General features: G+C 42.2%; 20 protein-coding genes, 8 pseudogenes and 1 riboswitch. Of the genes and pseudogenes, 10 read left to right on the forward strand and 18 right to left on the reverse strand.

From position 1 onward, the window contains the following. Window positions 1-54: 54 nt before the first annotated feature. Window positions 55-1,290 (reverse strand): DEAD/DEAH box helicase, encoded by a 1,236-nt coding sequence (locus tag AACW06_RS09955; RefSeq protein ID WP_192074935.1) that lies wholly within the window; start codon window positions 1,288-1,290, stop codon window positions 55-57. Window positions 1,291-1,452: 162 nt separating this feature from the next. On the opposite strand from AACW06_RS09955, the pseudogene AACW06_RS20980 reads away from it, so the two are divergent. Then, a pseudogene (locus AACW06_RS20980) lies at window positions 1,453-1,578 on the forward strand (ABC transporter permease); the annotation flags it as partial. An 88-nt stretch (window positions 1,579-1,666) separates the two neighbouring features. Here AACW06_RS20980 and AACW06_RS09965 read toward each other — a convergent pair. Continuing rightward, window positions 1,667-1,863 (reverse strand): annotated as a pseudogene (locus tag AACW06_RS09965) (transcriptional regulator); the annotation flags it as partial. 345 nt (window positions 1,864-2,208) lie between these two features. Between AACW06_RS09965 and AACW06_RS09970 the strand changes: the two are divergent. Together AACW06_RS09970 and nhaD are read left to right on the forward strand one after the other, a co-directional pair. Further along, the gene (locus AACW06_RS09970) at window positions 2,209-3,513 is read left to right on the forward strand and encodes a dicarboxylate/amino acid:cation symporter (protein WP_192074936.1); all 1,305 of its coding nucleotides are present in this window, start codon (window positions 2,209-2,211) and stop codon (window positions 3,511-3,513) included. A 170-nt stretch (window positions 3,514-3,683) separates the two neighbouring features. Next, entirely contained in the window at window positions 3,684-5,132 is a 1,449-nt protein-coding gene (gene nhaD / locus AACW06_RS09975; protein ID WP_337923361.1) for a sodium:proton antiporter NhaD, read from the forward strand. Between the two features lie 94 nt (window positions 5,133-5,226). On the opposite strand, the pseudogene AACW06_RS09980 reads toward nhaD, so the two are convergent. Continuing rightward, a pseudogene (locus AACW06_RS09980) lies at window positions 5,227-5,334 on the reverse strand (IS1 family transposase); the annotation flags it as partial. Then, window positions 5,329-5,442: pseudogene (locus tag AACW06_RS09985) on the reverse strand (IS1 family transposase); the annotation flags it as partial. The pseudogenes AACW06_RS09985 and AACW06_RS09980, both read right to left, overlap by 6 nt. 273 nt (window positions 5,443-5,715) lie before the next feature. Then, a riboswitch (FMN riboswitch) is annotated at window positions 5,716-5,877 on the forward strand. A 93-nt stretch (window positions 5,878-5,970) separates the two neighbouring features. Here AACW06_RS09985 and ribB point away from each other — a divergent pair. Beyond that, entirely contained in the window at window positions 5,971-6,627 is a 657-nt protein-coding gene (gene ribB / locus AACW06_RS09990) for a 3,4-dihydroxy-2-butanone-4-phosphate synthase (RefSeq protein WP_192074939.1), read from the forward strand. 58 nt (window positions 6,628-6,685) lie between these two features. Here ribB and AACW06_RS09995 read toward each other — a convergent pair. Both AACW06_RS09995 and AACW06_RS10000 read right to left on the reverse strand, forming a co-directional pair. Next, window positions 6,686-7,561 (reverse strand): annotated as a pseudogene (locus AACW06_RS09995) (LysR family transcriptional regulator). A gap of 102 nt (window positions 7,562-7,663) precedes the next feature. Continuing rightward, window positions 7,664-7,930: pseudogene (locus AACW06_RS10000) on the reverse strand (helix-turn-helix domain-containing protein); the annotation flags it as partial. A gap of 3 nt (window positions 7,931-7,933) precedes the next feature. Here AACW06_RS10000 and AACW06_RS10005 point away from each other — a divergent pair. The 3 genes and pseudogenes from AACW06_RS10005 to AACW06_RS10015 all read left to right on the forward strand — a co-directional run. Next, window positions 7,934-8,827 (forward strand): annotated as a pseudogene (locus tag AACW06_RS10005) (MFS transporter); the annotation flags it as partial. Between the two features lie 118 nt (window positions 8,828-8,945). Further along, entirely contained in the window at window positions 8,946-9,671 is a 726-nt protein-coding gene (locus AACW06_RS10010) for a TSUP family transporter (RefSeq protein ID WP_192074941.1), read from the forward strand. A gap of 117 nt (window positions 9,672-9,788) precedes the next feature. Further along, window positions 9,789-10,220 carry a YccF domain-containing protein gene (locus tag AACW06_RS10015; RefSeq protein WP_053308978.1) on the forward strand — a complete coding sequence of 144 codons (432 nt, stop codon included), beginning with the start codon at window positions 9,789-9,791 and terminating at the stop codon, window positions 10,218-10,220. Between the two features lie 55 nt (window positions 10,221-10,275). Here the strand turns inward: AACW06_RS10015 and AACW06_RS10020 are convergent, their stop codons facing one another. Beyond that, window positions 10,276-11,145 (reverse strand): glycerol kinase, encoded by an 870-nt coding sequence (locus AACW06_RS10020; protein WP_192074942.1) that lies wholly within the window; start codon window positions 11,143-11,145, stop codon window positions 10,276-10,278. 214 nt (window positions 11,146-11,359) lie between these two features. Here AACW06_RS10020 and AACW06_RS10025 point away from each other — a divergent pair. After that, window positions 11,360-11,605: pseudogene (locus AACW06_RS10025) on the forward strand (MBL fold metallo-hydrolase); the annotation flags it as partial. Between the two features lie 113 nt (window positions 11,606-11,718). Here the strand turns inward: AACW06_RS10025 and AACW06_RS10030 are convergent. From AACW06_RS10030 to AACW06_RS10040, 3 genes are all read right to left on the reverse strand, one after another. Then, window positions 11,719-12,126: a hypothetical protein gene (locus AACW06_RS10030; protein ID WP_192074967.1), complete on the reverse strand. Its 408-nt coding sequence runs from the start codon at window positions 12,124-12,126 to the stop codon at window positions 11,719-11,721. A 9-nt stretch (window positions 12,127-12,135) separates the two neighbouring features. Next, window positions 12,136-12,615 (reverse strand): methylated-DNA--[protein]-cysteine S-methyltransferase, encoded by a 480-nt coding sequence (locus AACW06_RS10035; RefSeq protein ID WP_192074968.1) that lies wholly within the window; start codon window positions 12,613-12,615, stop codon window positions 12,136-12,138. Between the two features lie 108 nt (window positions 12,616-12,723). Further along, a complete protein-coding gene (locus tag AACW06_RS10040) occupies window positions 12,724-13,614 on the reverse strand; it encodes a LysR family transcriptional regulator (RefSeq protein ID WP_192074943.1) in 891 nt (296 codons plus the stop codon). A gap of 148 nt (window positions 13,615-13,762) precedes the next feature. Between AACW06_RS10040 and AACW06_RS10045 the strand changes: the two genes are divergently transcribed. Beyond that, entirely contained in the window at window positions 13,763-14,122 is a 360-nt protein-coding gene (locus AACW06_RS10045) for a DUF413 domain-containing protein (RefSeq protein ID WP_192074944.1), read from the forward strand. A 153-nt stretch (window positions 14,123-14,275) separates the two neighbouring features. Here AACW06_RS10045 and AACW06_RS10050 read toward each other — a convergent pair whose 3' ends face one another. Beyond that, entirely contained in the window at window positions 14,276-14,527 is a 252-nt protein-coding gene (locus AACW06_RS10050; RefSeq protein WP_053308984.1) for a DUF3081 domain-containing protein, read from the reverse strand. A gap of 320 nt (window positions 14,528-14,847) precedes the next feature. On the opposite strand from AACW06_RS10050, the gene nagB reads away from it, so the two are divergent. Continuing rightward, window positions 14,848-15,648 carry a glucosamine-6-phosphate deaminase gene (gene nagB / locus AACW06_RS10055; protein WP_192074945.1) on the forward strand — a complete coding sequence of 267 codons (801 nt, stop codon included), beginning with the start codon at window positions 14,848-14,850 and terminating at the stop codon, window positions 15,646-15,648. Between the two features lie 94 nt (window positions 15,649-15,742). Here the strand turns inward: nagB and AACW06_RS10060 are convergent, their stop codons facing one another. From AACW06_RS10060 to AACW06_RS10090, 7 genes are all read right to left on the reverse strand, one after another. Continuing rightward, on the reverse strand, window positions 15,743-16,156 hold the full coding sequence (locus AACW06_RS10060; protein ID WP_192074946.1) for a bactofilin family protein: 414 nt from the start codon (window positions 16,154-16,156) through the stop codon (window positions 15,743-15,745). After that, the gene (locus tag AACW06_RS10065) at window positions 16,060-17,007 is read right to left on the reverse strand and encodes a M23 family metallopeptidase (RefSeq protein ID WP_192074947.1); all 948 of its coding nucleotides are present in this window, start codon (window positions 17,005-17,007) and stop codon (window positions 16,060-16,062) included. Before AACW06_RS10065 ends, AACW06_RS10060 begins: the two co-directional genes overlap by 97 nt. A gap of 712 nt (window positions 17,008-17,719) precedes the next feature. Continuing rightward, a complete protein-coding gene (locus tag AACW06_RS10070) occupies window positions 17,720-18,202 on the reverse strand; it encodes a YehS family protein (RefSeq protein WP_192074948.1) in 483 nt (160 codons plus the stop codon). Window positions 18,203-18,389: 187 nt separating this feature from the next. After that, window positions 18,390-19,841, reverse strand: a complete 1,452-nt coding sequence (locus AACW06_RS10075) for a coniferyl aldehyde dehydrogenase (RefSeq protein WP_192074949.1) — start codon at window positions 19,839-19,841, stop codon at window positions 18,390-18,392. A gap of 16 nt (window positions 19,842-19,857) precedes the next feature. After that, complete coding sequence (locus AACW06_RS10080; protein ID WP_053308967.1) at window positions 19,858-20,337, reverse strand: Lrp/AsnC family transcriptional regulator; 480 nt, start codon at window positions 20,335-20,337, stop codon at window positions 19,858-19,860. Between the two features lie 181 nt (window positions 20,338-20,518). Continuing rightward, window positions 20,519-22,408, reverse strand: a complete 1,890-nt coding sequence (locus AACW06_RS10085; RefSeq protein WP_192074950.1) for a methyl-accepting chemotaxis protein — start codon at window positions 22,406-22,408, stop codon at window positions 20,519-20,521. 259 nt (window positions 22,409-22,667) lie between these two features. Then, entirely contained in the window at window positions 22,668-22,895 is a 228-nt protein-coding gene (locus AACW06_RS10090) for a hypothetical protein (protein ID WP_192074951.1), read from the reverse strand. Between the last annotated feature and the right edge of the window lie 193 nt (window positions 22,896-23,088).

Below are 23,088 nucleotides of genomic sequence, written 5' to 3' on the forward strand. Positions count from 1 at the left end.
AGGCGTTATTTCACTAGAATATATAGCTGGGTTTCAAGCGGCTGATCCAAAAAATTACTTTTTCTTATCCATCGTTTTTTTCTGAAACTGCTTAATACTGCGTTTTTGTGCACTACGACGATTAGCTTGTTTATCACGCGGCTTACGCTTACTTGCACCTGTTGTCGGTTGGTCAGTCACCGTAAATCCAGCAAGTTCATGCTGTGGCAGCTCACGCTGAGTTAACTGGCGGATGGCTTGTAAAGCCTCCGTTTCACCATGGCAGGTTAACGATATGGCCAAACCATGCTGCCCTGCTCTCGCGGTACGACCAATCCGATGCACGTACACAGGAGCACTCGTTGGTAAATCAAAGTTAATTACTATCGGTAGCGCATCGATATGAATTCCGCGCGCCAGTAAATCGGTGGCGACCAACACGTCTATCTTGTTCGCTTTAAAATCAGCTAAGGTCTGCATGCGCACGGTTTGATCTTTATCGCCATGCAATGCCGCGGCTTTTATCCCCGCCTTCAGTAATTTTTTGCTCAAAGCATCCGCGTTGTCTTTGGCGCTGATAAATACCAACACTTGCTGCCCCACATGCTCTTTCAATAAGGCAATCAACGCTTGTGATTTACTGCCCTTATTGACAAGAAAAATCCGTTCTTCAACCTCATCGACAACTTGATTCGTTTTATTTGCCTCAATGCGTATTGGATTGGACAACAAACCCTGAGTAAGGCCACTCAGTGCATCAGAAAAGGTCGCTGAAAATAGTAATGTCTGACGTTCACTAGGCATCAATTGCACGATACGCTGCACATCTGGCCAAAAACCCATATCCAGTAGGCGATCCGCTTCATCCAACACCAGTTGCTGAACAGATTCAAGTGACACGTACTGTTGTTTGAGTAAATCAAGCAGACGGCCCGGTGTGGCAACTAACAAATGAGGCAATTTAGCCAGCGCGTTAAGCTGCTCATCTTGAGCTACCCCACCGCATAATGTACATAAGCGAATGCCCATTTTCAGCGCAATGGACGACAAGTCTTGGCTAACTTGTACCGCTAGCTCTCGCGTGGGCACTAAAATCACACTTTGAATGTCCAGTAAATTTGGCTCAACTCGTTGTAACAGTGGCAAGCCAAACGCCAGTGTTTTACCACTTCCCGTCTGTGCTAATGCTAAAACATCACCTCCAGCCAGCACTGTGGGTATCGCTAAGCGCTGAATTTTTGTCGGTGTTAGCAGTGAACTAGGAAGGGATGCAACAAGCGAAGCATGTAAATTCAGGTTGGAAAAGGTCATAGAATCAGTTCATCAAAGAGGATAAGTGGTTAAGTCTAAACAGACGAGTGGCTGATGTATACTGACAATCAGAGCGAATTCCGTCGGCAACTAAATCAAATATCTCCAAACAGGGTCAAGACATCATGAGTATTGATAAATTAGCATCTGACTTCACCCATCCGTTCAGCGGTCAACATTGTTTCCAGTTTGCTTGGAGTGATTTTAACCATGACGATGATCCTCTTCACCAGCGCTGCGATTGTTCGTGAAAAAGAGCGGGGAAACTTGGAACGGCTGATCTCATCGATTTATGGCGAGATTCATTATGGATGCTAGGCTTTACAATTGTCGGAATTATTGTCGCTTCAAAACGATTTAAGAAATCTCTAGACTAAATTGCTATACGAAAATAATCATGATTCCAACAACTATAGCCTAGAACTTGATGTTCTAAGCGTAGCTTAAGAGCATCCACCACTGCCGGAGGTGAGGAAAGTCGATGTCTGAAATAGTAAAAGGCAGTATACCTGCTTTGTCAAAACGATCTTACACGTAATCACACTGTATACAATAAATACCAAATCGATTAATAAATTTGAAAAATCAAGTAATTTGCTCATAACAATTCTCATCACTCAACATATAAATATGCAACCCAAAGTGCATCAAACTGGTTAAATATCCGTATTATTTTCAGTAGATGAGAATATCGAAACTTGTTAAACATAAGGGCACTCATGTTGCCTCATCGTCAAATATAGAAATAAAATCCTAAAAATATGCTAAAAAATGGTTTCATTGCCCTCTATTTTAGTGATGGAGATCACAGCAATTAAGCATGCACATTATTTTACTTTTTGATCTGCTTGCTCCCCTGCTAACCTGCGGCACGCTTTGAAATGATGTCGAAGTGCATAAAATAAAGGAGTGTTCACAATGAATACCAAAAAACCGATGTCGCTTACCGGCCGTGTTATTTTAGGTATGGTAGCAGGTATCTTTACTGGGTTTGCTATTCGAACCCTATTCGCAGAAAGCGGTTTCGTTGACGCCTACATCGTCAACGGTTTATTTGAAGTCGGCGGCAAAATCTTTATCGCCAGTTTGAAAATGCTTGTTGTTCCTCTCGTGTTTGTTTCATTAGTTTGCGGTACAAGCTCACTAAAAGATCTGTCAACACTTGGACGTATGGGTGGTAAAACGCTCGCGTTTTACATCGCAACTACAGCGATCGCCATTACACTAGCCTTAACAATGGGTACCGTATTCCAACCCGGTGCTGGCGCAGACCTTACTGCGGCAAGTTCATTTAAATCAGCACAAACGCCATCTCTAGGCCAAGTGTTTATTGATATGTTCCCAACCAACCCTATCAGCGCAATGGCTGAAGGTAAAACGCTACAAGTAATTGTGTTTGCTGTACTGTTTGGTATTGCGATTAGCGCAGCTGGTAAACCGGGGGAACGTATTGCAGAGGTTTTTAACGACCTCAATGAAGTAATAATGAAACTAGTTGCATTGTTAATGAACCTTGCCCCATACGGCGTATTCTTTCTAATGGCAAAGCTGTTTACCGGTCTTGGTCTAGGCGCAATCTTGAACCTTGCTGAATACTTTGTGGTATTAACTGCCACCTTACTGATACATGGCTTGGTGACCTACAGCTTAATGTTGAAAGGTTTTACAGGATTAAGTCCAATCACCTTCTTCCGCAAGATGGAAGATGCGATCATGTTTGCGTTCTCTACGGCTTCTTCTAACGCAACCATTCCTGTTACCATGGAAACCGCAAAGAACCGTTTTGGTGTACACAATAAAGTGGCTTCATTCACAGTTCCGCTTGGTGCAACAGTCAACATGGACGGCACTGCGATCATGCAAGGTGTTGCGACCGCGTTTATTGCTCAAGCATTTAATATCGACCTTACCATGGGTGACTACCTGATGGTAATTCTGACTGCAACGCTAGCATCAGTAGGCACCGCTGGGGTTCCAGGTGTCGGCCTTGTGATGCTTGCCATGGTGCTTAACCAAGTCGGTTTACCACTTGAAGGTATTGCACTGATTATGGGTGTTGATCGCTTGTTAGATATGATCCGTACTGCGGTCAATATTACTGGTGATAGCTGCGTAACCTTAATTGTTGCGAAAACTGAAGGCGCGTTAGATGAAGATCGCTTTAATGACCCACATGCAGGTGAGAAAGAAGAAGAAGTGCATTTGGCGAAAGTTCAAGCCTAATTTTTTCACCTTCTAACTATAAAACCCAAAACCCCATAGCCATTGCTATGGGGTTTTTCTTTGTTAGGTTCAAACCTCAAAAATAAGACTAAAAATCAACCAGATCAGAGCTATCTCACATCGGACTACCTTGAATAGATCTAGAATTTTATCAGCCTAACATTCAAGGAGTGAACACGATGATATCTCGCCTCGTATGGCCTACCTTACTGTGCACTGTTTTAACATCTTCAATTGCCCACGCGTCATCGGTAGATCTTCAGCCGTTAGATCTGACTCACTCTTCTATTGGGTATGCAGCACTAGCCATTTTTACTGTGGCATACACTTTGGTCATGTTAGAGGAATACCTCAAGTTACGAAAATCCAAACCCGTGTTACTTGCCGCTGGTTTGATTTGGGCAATGATTGGTTATGTCTATCAACAATACGGCTTAACCGAAATAGCAAGAGCCGCACTCGAGCATAACTTACTAGAATACGCAGAATTATTACTGTTCTTATTAGTCGCGATGACTTACATCAGCGCAATGGAAGAACGACGGCTGTTTGATGCTCTACAAGCATGGATGGTCGGAAAAGGCTTTGATTTTCGAGCGCTGTTCTGGCTAACGGGGTTACTCGCCTTTTTTATTTCCCCCATTGCCGATAACCTGACCACCGCATTATTGATGTGTGCCGTTGTATTAAAGGTTGCGGGCGATAACGCTCGCTTTGTCAATATTGCCTGCATCAATATTGTTGTTGCCGCCAATGCGGGTGGAGCATTTAGCCCGTTTGGTGACATCACTACATTAATGGTTTGGCAAGCTGGTCATGTATCGTTTTCCGAGTTCATGCCACTGTTTCTTCCCTCGGCCATCAATTACCTAGTTCCTGCATTATTGATGTCATTTTTCTTACCACAAGAAAAACCCAACACCGTGCATCAACATGTCGAACTCAAACGCGGTGCTCGCCGTATTGTAGCGTTATTCATACTTACGATTGCTACTGCGGTTTCTTTTCACGCTGCCCTCCATTTTCCGCCCGTAATCGGGATGATGATGGGGCTAGCTTATTTGCAATTCTTTGGCTATTTCTTGCGTAAAACACTCCCGACCTCATTAGCAAAAAAAACCGCCCTTGCGATTGCAAACCATGATGAAGCTGCCTTGAAACGAATTGGCTCAGTTGTTCCCTTTGATGTATTTAAACGAGTGTCACACGCAGAATGGGATACATTACTGTTTTTTTATGGCGTAGTTATGTGTGTTGGTGGCTTAAGCCTACTGGGTTATTTAGGGTTGATTTCCGAAGTGATGTACACCGAGTGGAACCCCGTTTTGGCCAATATAGTGGTCGGGATTCTATCCGCCATTGTCGATAATATTCCCGTCATGTTTGCGGTACTCACCATGGAGCCAGCTATGTCTACCAGTAACTGGTTATTAGTGACGCTAACTGCTGGGGTTGGGGGCAGCTTACTGTCCATTGGCTCTGCCGCTGGCGTAGCATTAATGGGAGCCGCACACGGCAAATACACTTTTTTCGGCCATTTAAAGTGGACGCCAATTATTGCTGTCGGCTATGCCACAAGCATCGCCGTGCATTTATTACTCAATCAAATGATGTTTTAGTTGTTGCGCAAGGCACATAAAGCAAAATTACACTATTAGCGATTAATAAAAAGAAAGGTGCTAATCAATTCAGTCATGACTCCAATTGGTTGATTCAAAGATAGAATTCTCGTTCAATGAATGCTCCGATCGCCTTATCGTGCATCTTCTCCGATTTGGAAAAACCGATTGTTCTACGTACTAAACGTTTTGATCTGGAACGCTTATATTCTATGCAACGAAATCGCTGAAAGCTCGTTACCCCCTTGCCGTGTTTACGTACATGTTCAGTTTGGTTACAAAATCGACATTGAACTTGAATGGTAGCCATGATTTATTGTTTGAGGATGAAAAGGTTATCATTTTAGCACAAGTTCTCCATGTTGGAGTCACGACCAAAAATATTGCGAATACGTTTAAGAGTTAGTTTAAAAATACGAGTATTTCTTTGATGAGCGGGTTTCGGTTATTAGCGATGGTTATGCCTCTGATACCGATTTCCCATACTACAACTCGACTAAGTTTTAACGTTGATGCATTCGTCACTTTTCATCTGGGTTCAAAACCACTAACATGCTTGAGCTTTCTAAGCACACATATTTTTTTAAATTCTCAGGGCGGGGTGTAATTCCCCACCGGCGGTATATTGACTTACACACTTTCATGGTTGGAGTTGATGAGCCCGCGAGCGCTCGATTTTTCGAGGTCAGCAGATCTGGTGAGAGGCCAGAGCCGACGGTTATAGTCCGGATGAGAGAGAATGAAAAAACATCAGTTATTCGATTAACTGGTGCAATTCGTTTTGGATTTGATCCCTCATATTACGCCCTGATTCTGGTGATTTTTTAGGAGTAGAACCATGAATCAGTTATCACTTCTTGCCGAATTCGGTGACCCAATTACTCGCGTTGAAAATGCATTATCAGCCCTTAAGCAAGGTCGGGGGGTTTTACTGCTTGATGATGAAGATCGTGAAAACGAAGGCGACATTATCTATGCAGTAGAGTCGCTGACAACCGAGCAAATGGCATTGATGATCCGTGAATGCAGTGGCATTGTTTGCTTATGTTTGACCGATGCACAAGCGAACAAACTACAATTACCGCCGATGGTTGTAAACAATAATAGCGCAAACCAAACCGCGTTTACCGTATCTATTGAAGCGAAAGAAGGCGTCACTACTGGTGTATCCGCGCAAGACCGTGTAACCACGATTAAAACGGCAGCTCGGTTGGATGCCAAACCTGATGACCTTGCCCGTCCGGGACATGTATTCCCATTGCGTGCACGTGCAGGTGGCGTATTAGCTCGTCGTGGTCATACCGAAGGTACGGTTGATCTAATGCAAATGGCAGGTTTAATGCCTGCGGGAGTTTTGTGTGAATTGACGAACCCGGATGGCTCTATGGCAAAAACCCCAGAAATTATTGAATTTGGGCGCGTGCATAATATGCCAGTTCTAACCATCGAAGATATGGTGTTGTATCGTAATCAGTATGATTTGAAATTGGCTTAACCATTGAATCAAGGGCGCATGATGCGCCCTAACTAATCATCTTTCACATACAAACCTTCTAGGCTGTCATATTCTCTTTCCAACTTTCCGCGATAAAATCTATGAACTGTCTTACCACTGGAATTTGATAGCTACGAGATAAGTACACTGCCCACAGTGCATTGCTAGGAGAATGGTACTCTGGCAATACAACCTCAAGCAGCCCTTTCGCAATCAGCGGATTGGCCAGGTCACAGGGTAAACGCACAATGCCATGATGATTGATAGCAGTTCGGCTTAATATGCCCATATCATTGGCCCGAAGGTTGCCGCTGACTTGCACCGAATAATGCTGATTGTCTCGCACGAAATTCCATTTATCACTACTTAAGTGCACAAAGCAGTTGTGCTGAGATAAATCACTCGGCTGAGTAATGACTTCATGCTGTTCAAGATAATTTTTCGAAGCACAGACAACGGTATCGACGCGTATTAAGCGGCGTGCTATTAAGGTGATCCGGTTGCTGGGTAAAGCGCAAGGCTATTTCGACTCGTTCATCAACCAATTGTGATAACCGATCAGAGGCGACCATATCAATCATGACCAGCGGGTGAAGGCTTGTACAACATCTAAAAGCATATTTTGCGCAAGGCCAATTGGAGCGGCTATGTGAATGGTTCCAAAAAGTTGTTGAGATTATTCTAATGCCCGCAATTCCAACTCTGCGGTTTGGTGACGTATTTGCTCACAGCGCGCCAGAGCATCTTCACCAGCGGTCGTGAGGCTAACTTTTCGAGTCGTTCTATGCAACAAACGTTACTTCAACCAATCCTCCACTTCTTGCACGTGTCGCGATATTTGCAAGCGGCTTAGGTTTAAATTATCAGTAGCTTTAGTAAAGCTGGCGGTATTAGCCACTTCAATGAAGCTGCGCATGGCGGTGAGTCTATCCATCGAGAATCTCTATTGGTTAGCTATTAGACTGTAATAGTTGTCTAAAACAGTAAATGAATGAGAAAACAAGTTATGAAAATTGCAGTTTTAACCTAAATAACATTAACCGGAAAATTGTTGCCGATATTGTTTGGGTGATACGCCGATTAAGCGTCGAAAATGATGACGCAAAGTTGTGGCGTTATCAAAACCAGCAAGTTGGGCGAGTGTTTCCATATTCACCGATTCAGTTTCGAGTAAACCTTTTGCTCGTTCGATTCGTTGCAGGATAAGCCATGTTTTAGGTGAAAGGTTAAAACTAGCGCGAAATTTTCGGTCAAATGTACGGCGCGACATATTTGCTTTGGCCGCCATGGCTTCAATATTGATAGCTTGGTCGGTTTAGGGCTCAGTGCGACTAGCTATGTCATTGTGCTTGGTGCAGTAGCTAAAATGGTTCCTGCAGAACATGCGGCAAAAGCATTTGGACTCACCACCGCCGCGGGCTCATTGGGTATGTTTGTAATGCTCCCCGGAGCGCAAACTTTATTGGCTGATGTTGGATGGCAAGGCACTTTGCAAATATTTGCGATGTTATGTAGTGCTATGATTGCCTTTGCGCTATTTATGAAAAAAGTAGATCCGCCAACCAATTCAATACAGAGTTTGGTCAAGCAACAAACATTGAAACAAGCTTTAAGAGAGGCATTTGCGCATCGAGGTTATTGGTTAATTCATGCTGGATTCTTTGTATGTGGTTTCCACGTGATGTTTATTGCTACTCATTTACCAAGTTATTTGGCAGACAAACAGTTACCAGCCTCAAGTGCGGCCATGGCCTTAGCCTATGTGGGTATCTTCAATATCTTTGGTTCTTATTTTTGGGGAGTCATGGGCGATCGTTTTAATAAACGTTATGTGATGACTGCGCTTTATTTGATGCGAACTGTGGTGATTGGCGGGTTTGTGACATTACCCGTGACTGAGCAAACCGCAGCCATATTCGGCGCAGCGATTGGTTTTTGTTGGCTAGGGACTGTACCATTAACCTCAGGCTTGGTACGTCAAGTTTTCGGTGCTCGTTACCTTTCTACCCTTTATGGTTTAGTATTCTTCACCCACCAAGTGGGCAGCTTTCTAGGAGCATGGGTTGGTGGTCGTATTTATGATTACTATGGTTCTTATGAGCCTATTTGGTGGTCGACGGTGGTGCTGGCGTTGCTTGCCGCTTTGATACATCTGCCAATTAACGACAAACCCATGCCTCGCTTGGCCGTTGCGAGCTAAGTGTCATGACAAGTTGAGTCCAAGCAGACCTGAAATCAATTTTATGATGTTGGTTTGATTCTGAGTTCTTCTATATGATGAGCTCAGAATTTTTTTGTTTTTAGAGTGGAAGGTTTTTGTGTCTGAGTGGATTACTACGCCTGCATTGATTGCTATATTACTGATTTTCCTTGGATCTTTCGTGCAAACGGCGATTGGCTTTGGATTAGCGATTGTAGCTGCGCCTTTACTATTTCTTGTTTCACCGGATTATGTGCCTGCTCCTATCTGTTTAGTAGCACTATTTATCTCAATACTCAATGCGATGAAGCATCGTAGTAATATTGAAATTGGTGGATTGAAAATGGCGCTTATTGGTCGTATTCCTGGCTCTATCGCTGGTGGTTTTTTGTTAGTGATGGTGTCAACCGATGCATTAGCACTGTGGTTAGGTCTATTAGTGCTGTTTGCGGTGGTGGTGAGTTTACTGCCATTTCGTATTGAACCGACCCCTACGCGCATGGGTGTTGCGGGGTTTTTCTCAGGCTTTTTTGGCACCAGTTCTGCGATAGGTGGACCGCCAATGGCATTACTGCTACAGCATCAAGAGGCCAATCAATTACGTGGCAATCTTTCGGCTTTCTTTGTTTTCAGCTCGATCATCTCTTTGATGATTCTGCTACCCGCTGGGTTTTTAACTGTACATCATTTGTGGATTACCATTCCGTTAATTCCAGCCGCGTGGGTTGGGTATAAATTGGCCTTGATGACCACGCAGGCGTTACCCAAAGAAAAAATTCGCGTTGGGGCGCTGTTGTTATGCACTATCAGTGGCGCAACGGCGGTGTGGCAAGGGCTGTTTTAAGTTTGTTAATCTTCAGTTAAGTATGGTTTGGGATACTTAACGGTATCTAATTTAGCACTAGATTGCTTGTAATTTAAGCGATCGATAACGAAAGTATGTTTTGGAAAAGGTGAAGTTATGAGAACGTTGGGTAACATTATTTGGTTTTTGTTTGGTGGGATTTTTATGGGCTTGGCATGGTGGTTCTTCGGTTTGCTCGCCTTCATCAGTATTATCGGTATTCCTTGGGGACGAGCCTGCTTTGTGATCGGTAATTTTTCATTTTTCCCATTCGGCCAAGAAGCGATCTCGCGCGATGAATTGACCAATGAAACCGATATTGGCACCAGTCCACTTGGTTTTATTGGCAATGTCATTTGGTTTATTTTTGCAGGTTTTTGGTTGGCGGTTGGTCATATCCTTTCTGCTTGCGCATGCTTTATTACCATTATCGGTATTCCATTTGCGTTGCAGCATTTGAAATTAGCCGTGATCTCTTTAGCGCCGATTGGCAAAACGATTGTACCGAAAGAAGAAGCTGCTCGTGCCCGTTATTCTTCTCATCGTTAGTGGTTGATTTTTCCCAAGACTCCGAGGGTATCTTCGGAGTTTTAATTTCCTCGGTTCAATAGGCTTTTATACCGAATGCCCGCAGCTTGCTTGGCAGTATCTCATCCAGTTTGGTTACGTCTTCATAATTGAGTTCAATGAGATTAAAAGCGTGTTCGTGATAAATAATGCGCACTTTTTCTTGATCTTTTTCTGCCGTCGGTCCTGAATCTGAGCCCCAATATTGGAGATAGACTTTACCTGCGGGTAAGTAAAAATCGCTGGTAATATCTTGGTCGATAGGAAGTTGACGCTCATAGGCATGCACCACACCTGCCATATAAAGCCAGTTATCAATCAATAATTCACCTTTTGATCGAACGTAATGGCCATCCAACGTGCGATGTTTTGCTTCAAATTTTTGACGAAAACTGGAGTAGGATTTATCGGTGGAGTGTGTTTCAGCATCTTGCCCGCAAAATTCAATAACGGACTGCTTTAAACGTTTATTACGAGTTATTGAATCATGCCAAACGACGAATTGGCTTTCTGATTCTTTCCCTTCACGCTGCTGCCCTCCTGCTCGTAAGCCCGATTTTGTGACTTTCCAGCCGGTGTCACTTTTCGCTATCCAGCCTAGTTCACTCAACAGTTGGTTAATTTTCTTCGGGTTGAGTTTAAAGCGTTCACCCAATTGCGTGGCGCTAAGGGTGATACCACGGTTAGCGTCTAAATCGATTAACAAGTTTTCAGGCCAAACGATGAATTGTCCAAACTTTTGGTGATCGACGTATTCGCCGCCAAATTTTGCGCCGAGTTCGGTGAGCACCCATTTTTCATCGTGGCGGTTAATATATCCTGCTTTTTTGAGGTCACTAAAAAGTTGTTTAGCTTCTAGCTGGCGAATTTTCGCAAGCGCTGAGGTGGATATTTTCTCTGGTTTCATTCAAACCTCAAAAACAGTGGAAAATATTTGCTATTCAATCACATGCTTTTCATAAAATTCAATGCTTCCTGCACTAAAGTGATGGATGCAGCGAGTTTTTTCTTTGTTTTGTATCTAAATTTTAACTAGCTATATCCTATTTTCGATCTATTTGTTCTCATTGAAAAACAATAAGCTTGTTATCACTTCGAATTATGACTAACAGGCATTAATAATGACATTCCAACAACGTGCTTTAACCGGCTTACTTTTAGCAGGTGTTTCTTTTTCTAGCCTAGCAGCGCTGACTTTCCAAACTTATAACCCAGGAGAAAAGGGGATTTTCCCCGTCAGTTCCACTCTAATTAGTGGAGAAAAACAAGCCATATTGGTTGATGTTCAATTTGGTACTAAAGATGGTCAAGCATTAGTTGATATGATCAAGCAATCAGGCAAAGATTTGACGGCTATTTATATCAGTGGTGACTGAGATGGTGAAGGCTTACCCCAAATTGCCAGGCCAACAAGACTTAGAACTGAGTGCTCAAGTAAACACTGGTGAGCGTCAGTGGTAACCGGTTTTAAAAGCGCGAGTTATTGACTCGCACCTTCTATCGTTGGCGTTTTTGCTTCAACATAGCCGATCTTAGTCCAGACATTACTTAATTTATACATAGCGCAAACGCTACAAGTTAGGACTTCACCTTGGCCGTGTATCACAATCACAATGTCTTCACGTTGTTCTTTCGAATTATTGCGTACTTGAATAGAAATTTGAGTCCCGTCAACGGTGTAGGGACGAGACCAAGTTTGTTTTTCTGAATGTGCGCTAACGATCCCATCTTCAAATATCAATAAATCGGAATTGTATTGGTTATCATAAGTACCGTGAAACTCGTAGGTTTCACTATTGGCCCAACGCTCAATATCTTCCTGAGAGCAGCCTTGTAGAGCAGATATGAGTGCCAAAGTGCCTATCCATTTCACTAAGGTATAACTCATCATAAAACGTTACCTCGATAATTTATTCTCAAGCTCTAGTAAACTTGCTTTGCGTTCAAGCCCACCAGCATAACCGGTTAGTTTGCCATTTTTCCCTATCACTCTATGGCATGGCACAATAATAGAAATAGGATTTTTCCCATTCGCCAGCCCAACGGCTCTCACCGCTTTAGAGTTACCAATGGTATTCGCTAATTGCTGGTAATTCCATGTTTCCCCATAAGGGATCTTGCATAATGCTTGCCAAACAGATTGCTGAAATACGGTACCTTGTGCGGCAAGAGGAATGTCAAATACAGTTCGCCGCCCGGTAAAATACTCATCTAACTGTTTGATTGTGCTAGTAAGTATAGGACAGTTTTCCGATTTTTCTCCTAATTCATCAGGTCTCGTTGTTTCGGTTTCAAACCAAGCGCCGAGCAACCCCTGCTGGTTGGCTTGTAATGTCATCAGCCCTAACGGACTGTAATAATAAACAAAGTGATTCATATTGTTGATTCCAGCAGTCGAAAGTGACATAGCTCCCCTGCAAGCCGACTTATTTTCTCGTAAATCAAGTTGGCGCATTGGTATATTGATTACGGCTTCATTATAAAATCAGTCGATAACCGCATCACCTGCTTGTTGTAAAGAGTAAGCGGTTAGTGGATCAATATTAGCCACTAACTTTTCAACTTGTGTAATTGCTTCAATCGATGAGCTGTTTTTACGATAGCTTAGATAGATAGGGCGTTGCCAATCTTCCACATCTTCAATGCGATACAGTTGGCCTGAATTGATAAATGGTTCAACTAAAGATTTAGGGAGATAAGCACTGCCGCCTTTTTCGAGAATGAAATCAAGTGCAATACGAGCGGTAGACGTTCGTAAAAATGGAATTGGAGCCTTTGGGTGTCGCTCAGAGTGCTCTGATGCGAAACGACTTCCCCAATCTACATAGACATATTTGTTGTCAAAGGCGGTAGCTAACGTATCAGGTCGAGTGGATACCAATACTAGTACTATATCTGCTACTTTTTTGCAGTTGAGTTCTTCGGCTTTGATTTGATCGAAAGCAAAAGCCATATCCAATGTGCGTTCAAGTAAACTGCGATTAAGGTGTTCTCTACTCATTACTTCAGCCATAAAGCCATAGCCGGTAAAAGAGTCGGTGACAATGCTTAAGCAGTTTTGCAAATAGGCATCCCATACATTTGGTGTTCCGCCTAGCGTGAGCTGTAAGGCCTTCCCATTTTCAAGAGAGAGTTCGAATTTCGCTTGTTGTAAGGTAGCGACCATCACTTCCGCGTAGTTGATGAGCCGTTCTCCAGCAGAGGTGAGCTTGATATTATTGCGATCTCGCGTAAACAGTTGAGCATCGAAATAATTTTCGAGTTGTTTAATGCGTGCACTGACCGCTGCTTGAGTCAAATAAAGGTTTTCAGCTGCTCGCCCAAAGTGACGAACTTTAGCGAGTTCTAGAAAAGTGCGAAAAACTTTTACATCCATATTTAATCCTCTGAAATTACCCCACCAGATTAACAAGGAAGAGCAATTATGACGATAAAAAATTTTTGTTTTTCTTTTGAGAGAATTACGCCTAATTTTCGCCTGATCCATCGCTACATGGTGGCAGCATTATTCACATGAGGTTGATATGTCTGAGACTGAATTCCGTCACGGAAAAAAACGATTTTTTGACAATGTAAAGTTTCCGCGAGGCTTTGCAAAATCTGGTGATTTTACTCTTGCTGAAGAGGAGCTTCTGATCACTTATGGGGACACCATGCTTGGCCTAGAATCTGGTGATATTCTTCCAGAAAGTGCAGAAGAAGCGCATTTCATTAAAGCGATTGAAAATCCAGTAAAGGCTAAATCGAAGTTAGAGCGAGTCTGGCTTAAATACACACAACTCGCTCGTGGTCGTAAGCGATTCCATACTTTGAATGGTCGCAACAAACCGGAAGCGGGTGACGACTATACCGAAGAAGATGTTAGCTTAAGCGAAGAAGATTAATCTTCATCTCTAACGCCGAATCCTCATGGCTTAGGATTTGCTCATCGTTAAGCGGTTTCAACGTGCTAATGAAACTGATTAAGAGTTTAGCCAGCGTCTTCCTGTCAAAGCCCTAGCATTGGTTTGTTGCTGGGGCCTTGTTCCCAGTTCGTGCTATTTCGCTAACTGCGATACTTTCTTTAAGAAACTATCTCTTAAATGCTCTTGGTCGTAATCTAAATGGTAAGTGTTGTGAAAACCAACCTTGAGTTCTACACCATTACCGCGCATGTAGATGTTGTAACCATCGTAGTCTGAAAAGGCTTCAATACCCTCGTAAATCTTACCAAACTCAGTGGGTGTGCCGTTCTCCATTATCATCTCATAGGCATGTAGAACCTTTGTGCTATCCAATTCATTTTTCATGAGGTTAACTCCTTTCTCGCCTGTGTGACAAGTATGGTCAAGGAACACCGCTCCTGCCATTAATCATAGCGTTTTAGATCAAGTTTCCACTTAATTTTACCTATGAATTTTTTCTGTATATTCACTAAAATGATGAGAGTATGAGAGAGGTTATTGCTTTAATACAGATGATGGATGAGTGTTAATTGAACAGTTTTGGGCAATTTATTCAATAAACTTCTAAAATTTGACCTAAAACAATGGCAGTCGCTAAAAACTTATTTTATAATGCGAATTAATGTTTCAGTACATCATAATATTCCAATTATTAGAGGCCAAACATGAGACTTATCCCGTTAAAACAGGCAGTGCAAGTAGGTAAATGGGCTGCTGCACACATCGTAAAACGTATTAATGCATTTAACCCAAGCGCGGATCGTCCTTTCGTTTTGGGCTTACCTACTGGTGGAACACCGCTTGCTACGTATAAAGCGCTGATCGAAATGTACAACGCTGGTGAAGTGAGCTTTAAGCATGTGGTGACATTTAACATGGACGAGTATATCGGTATTCCTGCTGATCATCCGGAATCTTACCGTTCATTTATGTACAACAATTTCTTTAAGCACGTTGATATTCAAGAAGAAAATATTAATTTGCTTAACGGTAACGCTGATGACGTTGATGCAGAATGCACACGTTATGAAGATAAAATCAAGTCTTATGGCCGCATCAATTTATTCATGGGCGGTGTGGGTAACGATGGCCATATTGCTTTTAATGAACCTGCGTCTTCTCTTTCTTCACGCACTCGTATTAAAACGTTGACCGAAGATACACGCATTGCTAACTCACGTTTCTTTGATGGTGATATCAACCAAGTACCTAAGTATGCATTGACGATTGGCGTGGGCACTTTGCTTGATTCAGAAGAAGTGATGATTTTGGTGACCGGCCACAATAAAGCACTTGCGTTGCAAGCTGCAGTTGAAGGTAGTGTGAATCATCTATGGACTGTGTCTGCACTGCAGCTCCATCCAAAATCTGTGATCGTATGTGATGAGCCATCAACCCAAGAGCTGAAAGTAAAGACAGTAAAATACTTTACTGAATTAGAAGCGAAGAATATTGTAGGTTTTTAAGTCACCTACTGTTTTGTAAAAAAGCCCTGCTAGAAATAGCAGGGCTTTTTTGATGAGACATCATGTTGTCGTTATAGAAGTAAGCTTTGAAGTGTTATGCTTCAGCAGCTAATTTTACATCTTTCAATTCAACGAGGTGTTTTTCTGGGTGCTTTTCAGGTGCTGGGTAAGTCACCCCGTTAAAACGACCACCGTGTTCAATGCTAAGATCGTCACTATAAATAGAGCCAGTAACGCTGCCTTTACTTAAAATTTCAATTTTAGTAGCGTGACATGTACCTTCAAATTCACCATTGATAATCAGATGCTCGGCAAACAGTTCCCCACTAACGATACCCGTTTCACTGATCACTATGGTTTTATCGACATGTATTTGACCTTCAACTGAACCATCAATTTGTATATCGCTTTCTAGCTTGAGCTGTCCGTTAATGGCGCAGCCTTTTGCGATGAGAGTTGTAGCTGAGCGCTGACTCTTAGCTCGACTTTGTTTACTAAAGATTCCCATCGGATACCTCTTACCTTACTAAATATCGTTTCAAAATCATTTACGCCCCAATCAACAAATGGTCTTGGATCTAAAGAGCGCCCGACAAATCGAATTTCATAGTGCAAATGTGGGCCTGAAGACAACCCGGTGTTGCCGGAATAGGCAATTAAGTCACCTTTTTGCACAAAGTCCCCTCCTTTCACTGCAAATTTCTGCAAATGTGAATAAGAGCTGGTAAAACCATAGGAGTGCTGAAGACGTAAAAAATTTCCAGAACCCTTGTTACTTGCCCGAGTGACCTCAACAACGCCATCTGCTGGGGCATAAATAGGTGTACCAGTATTCACTGCAAAATCTTGTCCGCGATGAACTTTGACTGCGCCTGTAACGGGGTGGATACGTTCACCATATCCTGACGAAATTCGCGCGTTATGCACAGGTGCACCACTTGGTATTTGGGTTAGCATCACCATTCTTACTGAAGAAGTGATTGCAGCAGTGTCTAAACGTGACTCTAGTTCCGCACCGCTTTCATCCACACCGAGCACTTTTTCAAGATCACCCAGCCTATCCGATACCAACTGCATTTTTTCTTCACGTTCTAGCAGATCATTTTCTAAGTTGTCTTTTAGTTCTTTTAATGAAGTGACTTCTTCGCTTAAAGACATGGATTGACTTTCTAACTCCTGTTGTTTGAGTTTAGCAAAGTCAACTTCATTTACTAGATAATAAATAACGCCGCCAGTCGCCACGACACCAGCCAGTAGCAAGTATCCAAACCCTTTTAGAATGTGGCGAAACCATTTACCGATATGAAAGTGCTTTGTTCCATGAATAGAGGAAACAGAAACTATAACTCTTTCTTTCATTGATTCGTTTACAGCGTTAATAGTGAAAAGTGACCAGATTCTATCAGGGAATCAGTAATGTCAAAACATTTAGCGTTGTAGGGTAATGCCTAATTCACAACCTTATTGTTATCTTTGTGAATTGGAACGTATGCACGATGCAATCGTGATTAGAAAAACATCAATTTAAATAAAGCACTAGCTTAATACTGCACTCGATGATAAATGCTTAATGAAATAGATGTCCCCCGAAATGCTGCAAAATGCAGAAGCCAAATCTAGGAGGTTGTAGGCTAATCGCATTTTATCAGCACAATGCATTGTGACTCAGAGACTCTTTACTATGCGCCCAGCTTCTTAAGTGACGTGTATGTAAATTACAGAATTAACAATTAATCTTGGGGTTATTTATTTTTCAAGGCGAAATAAATTATAAAGTGTGATTTATGGCATGTTATATTTTTGCGTGAATTATAAATATATACCCGTTCAACTTGAAGATCATTTTTGCACATCGGTATTTTTACTTTATGTTGGCGAAACGATGTAAATCATAGCGATGTGCAAAGACCAAATGATGGTTGACTTTCATTCAGAACGTGAAGACTAGACAAATGATACGAGGAGTTAATAATGATGAGATGGGTTGTTATTTACAGTGTAAAACTAGCTAGGTAAGAAACTAAATTTGAATCCATAAAAAAGCCACAATATATGTGGCTCAGTGTACTAATTAGTTGACCAATTCTTGATATTCACGCTTATCTTCGGGGCGCAATTGACGCTGCACACCCATTAAGAAGTTACGCAAAATTTGGTCTTTACAGTCACGATAATGTTTATTGTCTGGCTTACGGAAAAAGGCATTTAATTCATGTTTACTTAAACTGAAATCGACAACCGATAAAGTATCTAAAATATCTTCTGCTTTCATATCTAAAGCAATACGTAATTTCATAAAGATCATATTGTTAGTTAAACGAGCCTCTGGATTTGGTTGCTCACCTTCACGCTTACCACGTTTGGTGTTAATTAACCCATTAAGAAATATCGCCAGCTCAGTATCACTAAACACAGCATCTGTTTCTTTGCTCAACCAAGCAGAAATTTGATCTTGAGTTACTTGGCTATCAGCAGCAGCGAAAATTTCAACCATAGTTGAGTCTTTAAAATCGAAGGTGTAGCGAATGCGGCGTAAAATATCGTTATTGGTCAAAATAGATCCTAGGGTTAGATTTAACCAGTGCCGTCAACATGACAGACTGTGAAGAAATAGCGCACCACTGTAGCAGAATAGCTATAAGCTACCTATTGATTTCATACCGAGAAGAGAAATGCTGGCTGGAAAATGTCAAGCACAGCAATTGAAGCGAGCCCGACATCAAAAATGCATAGTCAGTTGACTAGCGTATAAACCAGCGTCTCAATATCGGTAAAAAAGCTTTGCGATAGCGCAATAACCAATGGCTGCGAGGTAACCATTGTGGAGAAGCAAGCACCGTTTTCGTATGTGAAAAGGTCTTAAAACCTTCGATACCATGATAGTGCCCCACCCCCGATTCGCCAATACCACCGAAGGGAGCATCATCTGCTGCGACCTGCAGTAACGTATCATTCACCGCTAGGCCACCACTGTGGGTTTTGGTTGTGATCTGCTGCACTATAGAAGTGTCATTCGTCATTAAATATAACGCCAGAGGACGTGGGCGAGCGTTCACATAAGCAATCGCATCATCCAGTGTTTGATAACCAAGAATCGGTAAAATTGGGCCGAAAATCTCTTGCTGTGCCACCAACATAGACTCATCGACTTGTGTTATAAGATGAGGTAAAAACTGCCGTCCGACACCTGAACCATTAGTGTTTTGTAAAGGGTGAATGTGCGCCCCTTTTCGCTCAGCGTCCTCGAGATAAGATTGCAAGCGATCAAATTGAGCCTGGTTAATAATATGAGAAGTATCAAAAACGCCACTCTTCAGCACAAAATTCTTTTTAAAACGTTTGAGATAAAGCTCAATGAAGGTTGAAACTTTAGCTTGTGGAACTAAAACATAATCTGGCGCAACACAAATTTGCCCAGCGTTCACCGCTTTACCCAGCATAATGTTATCGACACTACGTTTTAGATCAGCATCATCAGCAATAATGACTGGAGATTTCCCCCCTAATTCCAAGGTAATCGGGGTTAGATTTTTCGCCGCGGCTTGTGCCACTAATTTTCCAACCGATGTTGAGCCAGTAAAAAGCAAATGATCAAACGCTAAGGCACTAAATTTTTCGGCTACATTGGCATCGCCTTGCACGGTGGTAATCGCTTCTTCTACAACCGAAAAAATGCGCGCCAACACTTGGTTAGTCTGTGGTGTGTATTCACTCAATTTCACCATCACTCGGTTACCAGCCGCCAGAGCCGTCACTATTGGAGCTACACTAAGAACAATAGGAAAATTCCAGGGCACAATAACCCCGACGACACCTAGTGGTTGGTAATGAACCTTTACTTTTGAAGGAAATAACAGTAATCCATTATGGCGCGAGCTTGGTTTCAACCACGATTTAAGCTGCTTTAAGGTGTAATTGATATGCGAAACCGCAGGAAGAAGATCACAAATAGTGCTGTCAAAATCGCTTCGATAGCCGTAGTCGTCACTTAATGCTTGAGTAAGTGCTTGCTGTTCATGGATTAGTGCCTTTTTAAGAGCGATTAACCATAGACGACGTTGGTCAACACTCGGATATGGTGCACTATTTGCGCACTGCTTAAGCTGCACAAATTGCGCTAAAATATCCGTTTCACTTAATGAGGTGGCAGGTGATTCTACCTGATCTCTCTGACTGCCTTTCGCTTGCAACATACGCCCTTCTTTTTAATTACAACATGTTTGAGATAAGTTCAGGATTGATACCAAAACTGGCTTTATGCTCTTCAATCACAAACTCACTACGTGTCTGAATAACCCCTGGCAACGTTCCAAGTTTGCCGGACATAAAACCTTGGTAAGCCTTCATGTCTTTCACTCGTACTTTGATCATGGTATCAAAATCACCAGACAGCGAATAACACGCTTCAATTTCAGGAATATCGGCGACCGCTTCGGCAAAACGTTCAAAAATAGAGAAGCTTGTTTGATCTAATCGAATATGGATGAACACTTGCACATCTAAACCCAATTTTTCTGGGCAAAGTTCTGCGTGGTAACCTTTGATATACCCTTCTTTTTCTAAGCGCTTCACACGATCAGAACAAGGAGAAGTAGTTAAATTGACTAGTTTTGCAAGCTCAACGACAGGTAAACGCCCTTTGTTATGCAAAATACGTAAAATTTGTTGATCAATTCGGTCTAAGTTCATGGCGCTCTATGTGAGTTAACAAATCATCATGTGCCATACAATAATGGCTTATATCACTATGCCTAGATACCTTAGCAAGGCATTGTGATAGTGGTCACATTGAAGCTAAAAAGATAGCCAGTCAGCGAAACTGACTGGCTATCAATAAAAAACGTCTTTATTTTCACATTAACGAGGTTTGCTAAAGTTTGAAGCGAGAAATTTCCTTATCAAGTTCACCCGCAAGGCCGCGTAATTCACGCGCTTGTTCAACAGCACCCTGTGCATCATGAGCTAATTGATCACTCACCTCACGTACTGACTCAGTATTACCGTTAATATCTGCCGTCACTAATGATTGCTCTTCAGCTGCGGAAGCAATTTGCGTCGCCATATCGCTGATCATTTGAATCGCTTCACTGATAGCATTTAAACTCTCCCCCGTTTGATTAACGTCTTGTACACTGGTCTCTACCAATTTATGACTTTCGGTCATCACAGAAACTGCATTAGCCGTTACCTTCTGCAAGCCTGCAATTTTAGACTGAATTTCTTCAGTTGATGCATGAGTTCGCTGAGACAAAACTCGCACCTCATCTGCGACCACAGCAAAACCACGTCCTTGCTCACCAGCGCGAGCCGCTTCAATCGCCGCATTCAACGCCAACAGATTCGTTTGCTCAGCAATAGAGCGGATAGTCGAAAGAATGGTCGAAATTTCATTACCATGAACTTCAAGCTCGCCAATAATACCCACCGCATTGTTTAGCTCTTGTGCTAATTGATCAATCGACTGTTTGCTTTGTTGCATTTGTTGGTAACCTTGCGCACCAAGCTCAACCGATTCATTAGCATTTTTAGCCGTGTTATCAGCATTACCAGCAATTTCTGCCGTTGCGGAAGCCATTTCGGTTACCGCCGTTGCAACCATGGTGATCTCATCTTGCTGAGTACGAATTCGCTCACTACGTTGAGTGGCTGCGCTAGCAGCTTGGTTCGCTCCTTGGTTAAGAGACTCGGACACCTCTTTTACATTTTTCACCATCACATGCAAGCGATCGACAAATTTATTGAATTTGTCCGCAACCAATCCAACCTCATCTTGGCTATGCACTTCCAAGCGACGAGTTAAATCACCATCACCTTCCGCAATATCAGAGAGTGCCTGAGCAATATTACCAAGCTCCGTTAATTGTCGCGCCACAAACCACGCGGTGCTCAACGCAAGGACAATCAAAATCGCCAACGCAATCAAACTTTGACTAAGTAACATCTCATTCAGTGGTGCTTCCAGAACAGCCTTATCCATGATCATTACTAGCAGCCAATCAGTATGTTCAATGCTTTGCGCCATCAATACTTTGGCATAACCATCAATATCCATAAATAGTGGTTGGCTTGAATTAGCAGTTGCTAGCAAACTGCTTATTGTCAAATCTGATGCAATGTCCTGAGTGGGTTTTAAGATCAACTCTTGATTTGAATGCGCGACGATCAAACCTTTCTGATTCACTAAAATAGCTTGACCTTGCCCTGGAACTTCAATCGCCAAGACATCCTTCATTAATTTGTCTAACGCTAGGTTTGACGCTGCCACCCCAATAATTTGACCATTTTGACGAACCGGTTCAGCCAAAGTCACCACTAACGCTTGCATCGTAACGCTAACATAAGGTGCAGTGGTGATCGCCTTACCTGCTGCTTTAGCTTCTTTATACCACCCACGAACTCGTGGATCATAACCCGCTTTATTAAGTGAAGGATCATGACGATACATCTCACCTTGCTCATTACCGTAGTAACTTAGCCCAAAAGCACCGGATTTCAGTGTTTGACGTAAGTGAGGAACAATATCTAAATTAGGGTTGAGTTCAATTTCTTCTTTTAAACCATTTAATGAATGCTGTTTACTTTCGAACCAATCACCGATTCCTTTAGCATTAGCCTGTAATACGTTTCGACTTTCGCTTTCTATGGCTCGCCAACTGTCTGCTTTGGAGGATTGATACCCCACCATCACCAATGCAACAGCCGTAAGTGCGATGGCAATGACAACAGAAAAAACCATTTTTCTCTTTAAACTAATTTGCATTGAACTACTCCTTAACGATGAATCAATTTAATTTATACCCACTGATAATATGAAAAATATCAGATAGTGTTTTGCTTTAAGTTGCAATACAAGATATTAGTGCCATGATTAAAGTAATAAACGTGCATTACATCATGGTAGGGTAGAGAAAATGATGATTTACCATCTGGATGATAATTGAGTGCTAAAGAGTAAATTTCAGAAGGTGTCTGGCTACAACCATAGACTTGATGCAGCCAGTAAAAACAAATGGTGAGTGTTAAATCACACGAACACGGGAAAAGTCAGTCTGGTTGAGTGTCGATTGATGATTACACACTCGGCAAAAACCTTGCTTTTCCATTTTGTAATAAGCTTCGCCTTGGAATACTAACGAGAGAAATTTTTGAACCCCTTGCCATGTCGAACACGGCTCAGTCTGGCAACGCTTCATCACTACTTTGTGCGGTGTTTGTTTACGACAGCAGTTACAATACGCCTTTAGCATGGTTCATCCTCGCTTATACCGTTATTGACAATTGACGTATTTTGCGCCAATTAGTTCATTCACCTCAAACTTTAGTTTTAATTTCGTGATATTAATTCACAAAATTAGCCATAAATATCGCCATATTTTGGCTAAAAATCACAAATATCCTGCAAAAAATAAAAAAGCCCCACAACGTGAGGCTTAAAATCAA

The organism is Vibrio sp. S12_S33 (genome assembly GCF_963889785.1).
Lineage (GTDB): Bacteria > Pseudomonadota > Gammaproteobacteria > Enterobacterales > Vibrionaceae > Vibrio > Vibrio aestuarianus.

Bases quoted from the DNA above. Each gene is read 5' to 3' on its own strand.
- AACW06_RS09955 (WP_192074935.1), bottom strand. From the start codon at position 1,290: ATGACCTTTTCCAACCTGAATTTACATGCTTCGCTTGTTGCATCCCTT.
- AACW06_RS09970 (WP_192074936.1), top strand. From the start codon at position 2,209: ATGAATACCAAAAAACCGATGTCGCTTACCGGCCGTGTTATTTTAGGT.
- ribB (WP_192074939.1), top strand. From the start codon at position 5,971: ATGAATCAGTTATCACTTCTTGCCGAATTCGGTGACCCAATTACTCGC.
- AACW06_RS10015 (WP_053308978.1), top strand. From the start codon at position 9,789: ATGAGAACGTTGGGTAACATTATTTGGTTTTTGTTTGGTGGGATTTTT.
- AACW06_RS10020 (WP_192074942.1), bottom strand. From the start codon at position 11,145: ATGAAACCAGAGAAAATATCCACCTCAGCGCTTGCGAAAATTCGCCAG.
- AACW06_RS10030 (WP_192074967.1), bottom strand. From the start codon at position 12,126: ATGAGTTATACCTTAGTGAAATGGATAGGCACTTTGGCACTCATATCT.
- AACW06_RS10035 (WP_192074968.1), bottom strand. From the start codon at position 12,615: ATGAATCACTTTGTTTATTATTACAGTCCGTTAGGGCTGATGACATTA.
- AACW06_RS10040 (WP_192074943.1), bottom strand. From the start codon at position 13,614: ATGGATGTAAAAGTTTTTCGCACTTTTCTAGAACTCGCTAAAGTTCGT.
- AACW06_RS10045 (WP_192074944.1), top strand. From the start codon at position 13,763: ATGTCTGAGACTGAATTCCGTCACGGAAAAAAACGATTTTTTGACAAT.
- AACW06_RS10050 (WP_053308984.1), bottom strand. From the start codon at position 14,527: ATGAAAAATGAATTGGATAGCACAAAGGTTCTACATGCCTATGAGATG.
- nagB (WP_192074945.1), top strand. From the start codon at position 14,848: ATGAGACTTATCCCGTTAAAACAGGCAGTGCAAGTAGGTAAATGGGCT.
- AACW06_RS10060 (WP_192074946.1), bottom strand. From the start codon at position 16,156: ATGGGAATCTTTAGTAAACAAAGTCGAGCTAAGAGTCAGCGCTCAGCT.
- AACW06_RS10065 (WP_192074947.1), bottom strand. From the start codon at position 17,007: ATGAAAGAAAGAGTTATAGTTTCTGTTTCCTCTATTCATGGAACAAAG.
- AACW06_RS10075 (WP_192074949.1), bottom strand. From the start codon at position 19,841: ATGTTGCAAGCGAAAGGCAGTCAGAGAGATCAGGTAGAATCACCTGCC.
- AACW06_RS10080 (WP_053308967.1), bottom strand. From the start codon at position 20,337: ATGAACTTAGACCGAATTGATCAACAAATTTTACGTATTTTGCATAAC.
- AACW06_RS10085 (WP_192074950.1), bottom strand. From the start codon at position 22,408: ATGCAAATTAGTTTAAAGAGAAAAATGGTTTTTTCTGTTGTCATTGCC.
- AACW06_RS10090 (WP_192074951.1), bottom strand. From the start codon at position 22,895: ATGCTAAAGGCGTATTGTAACTGCTGTCGTAAACAAACACCGCACAAA.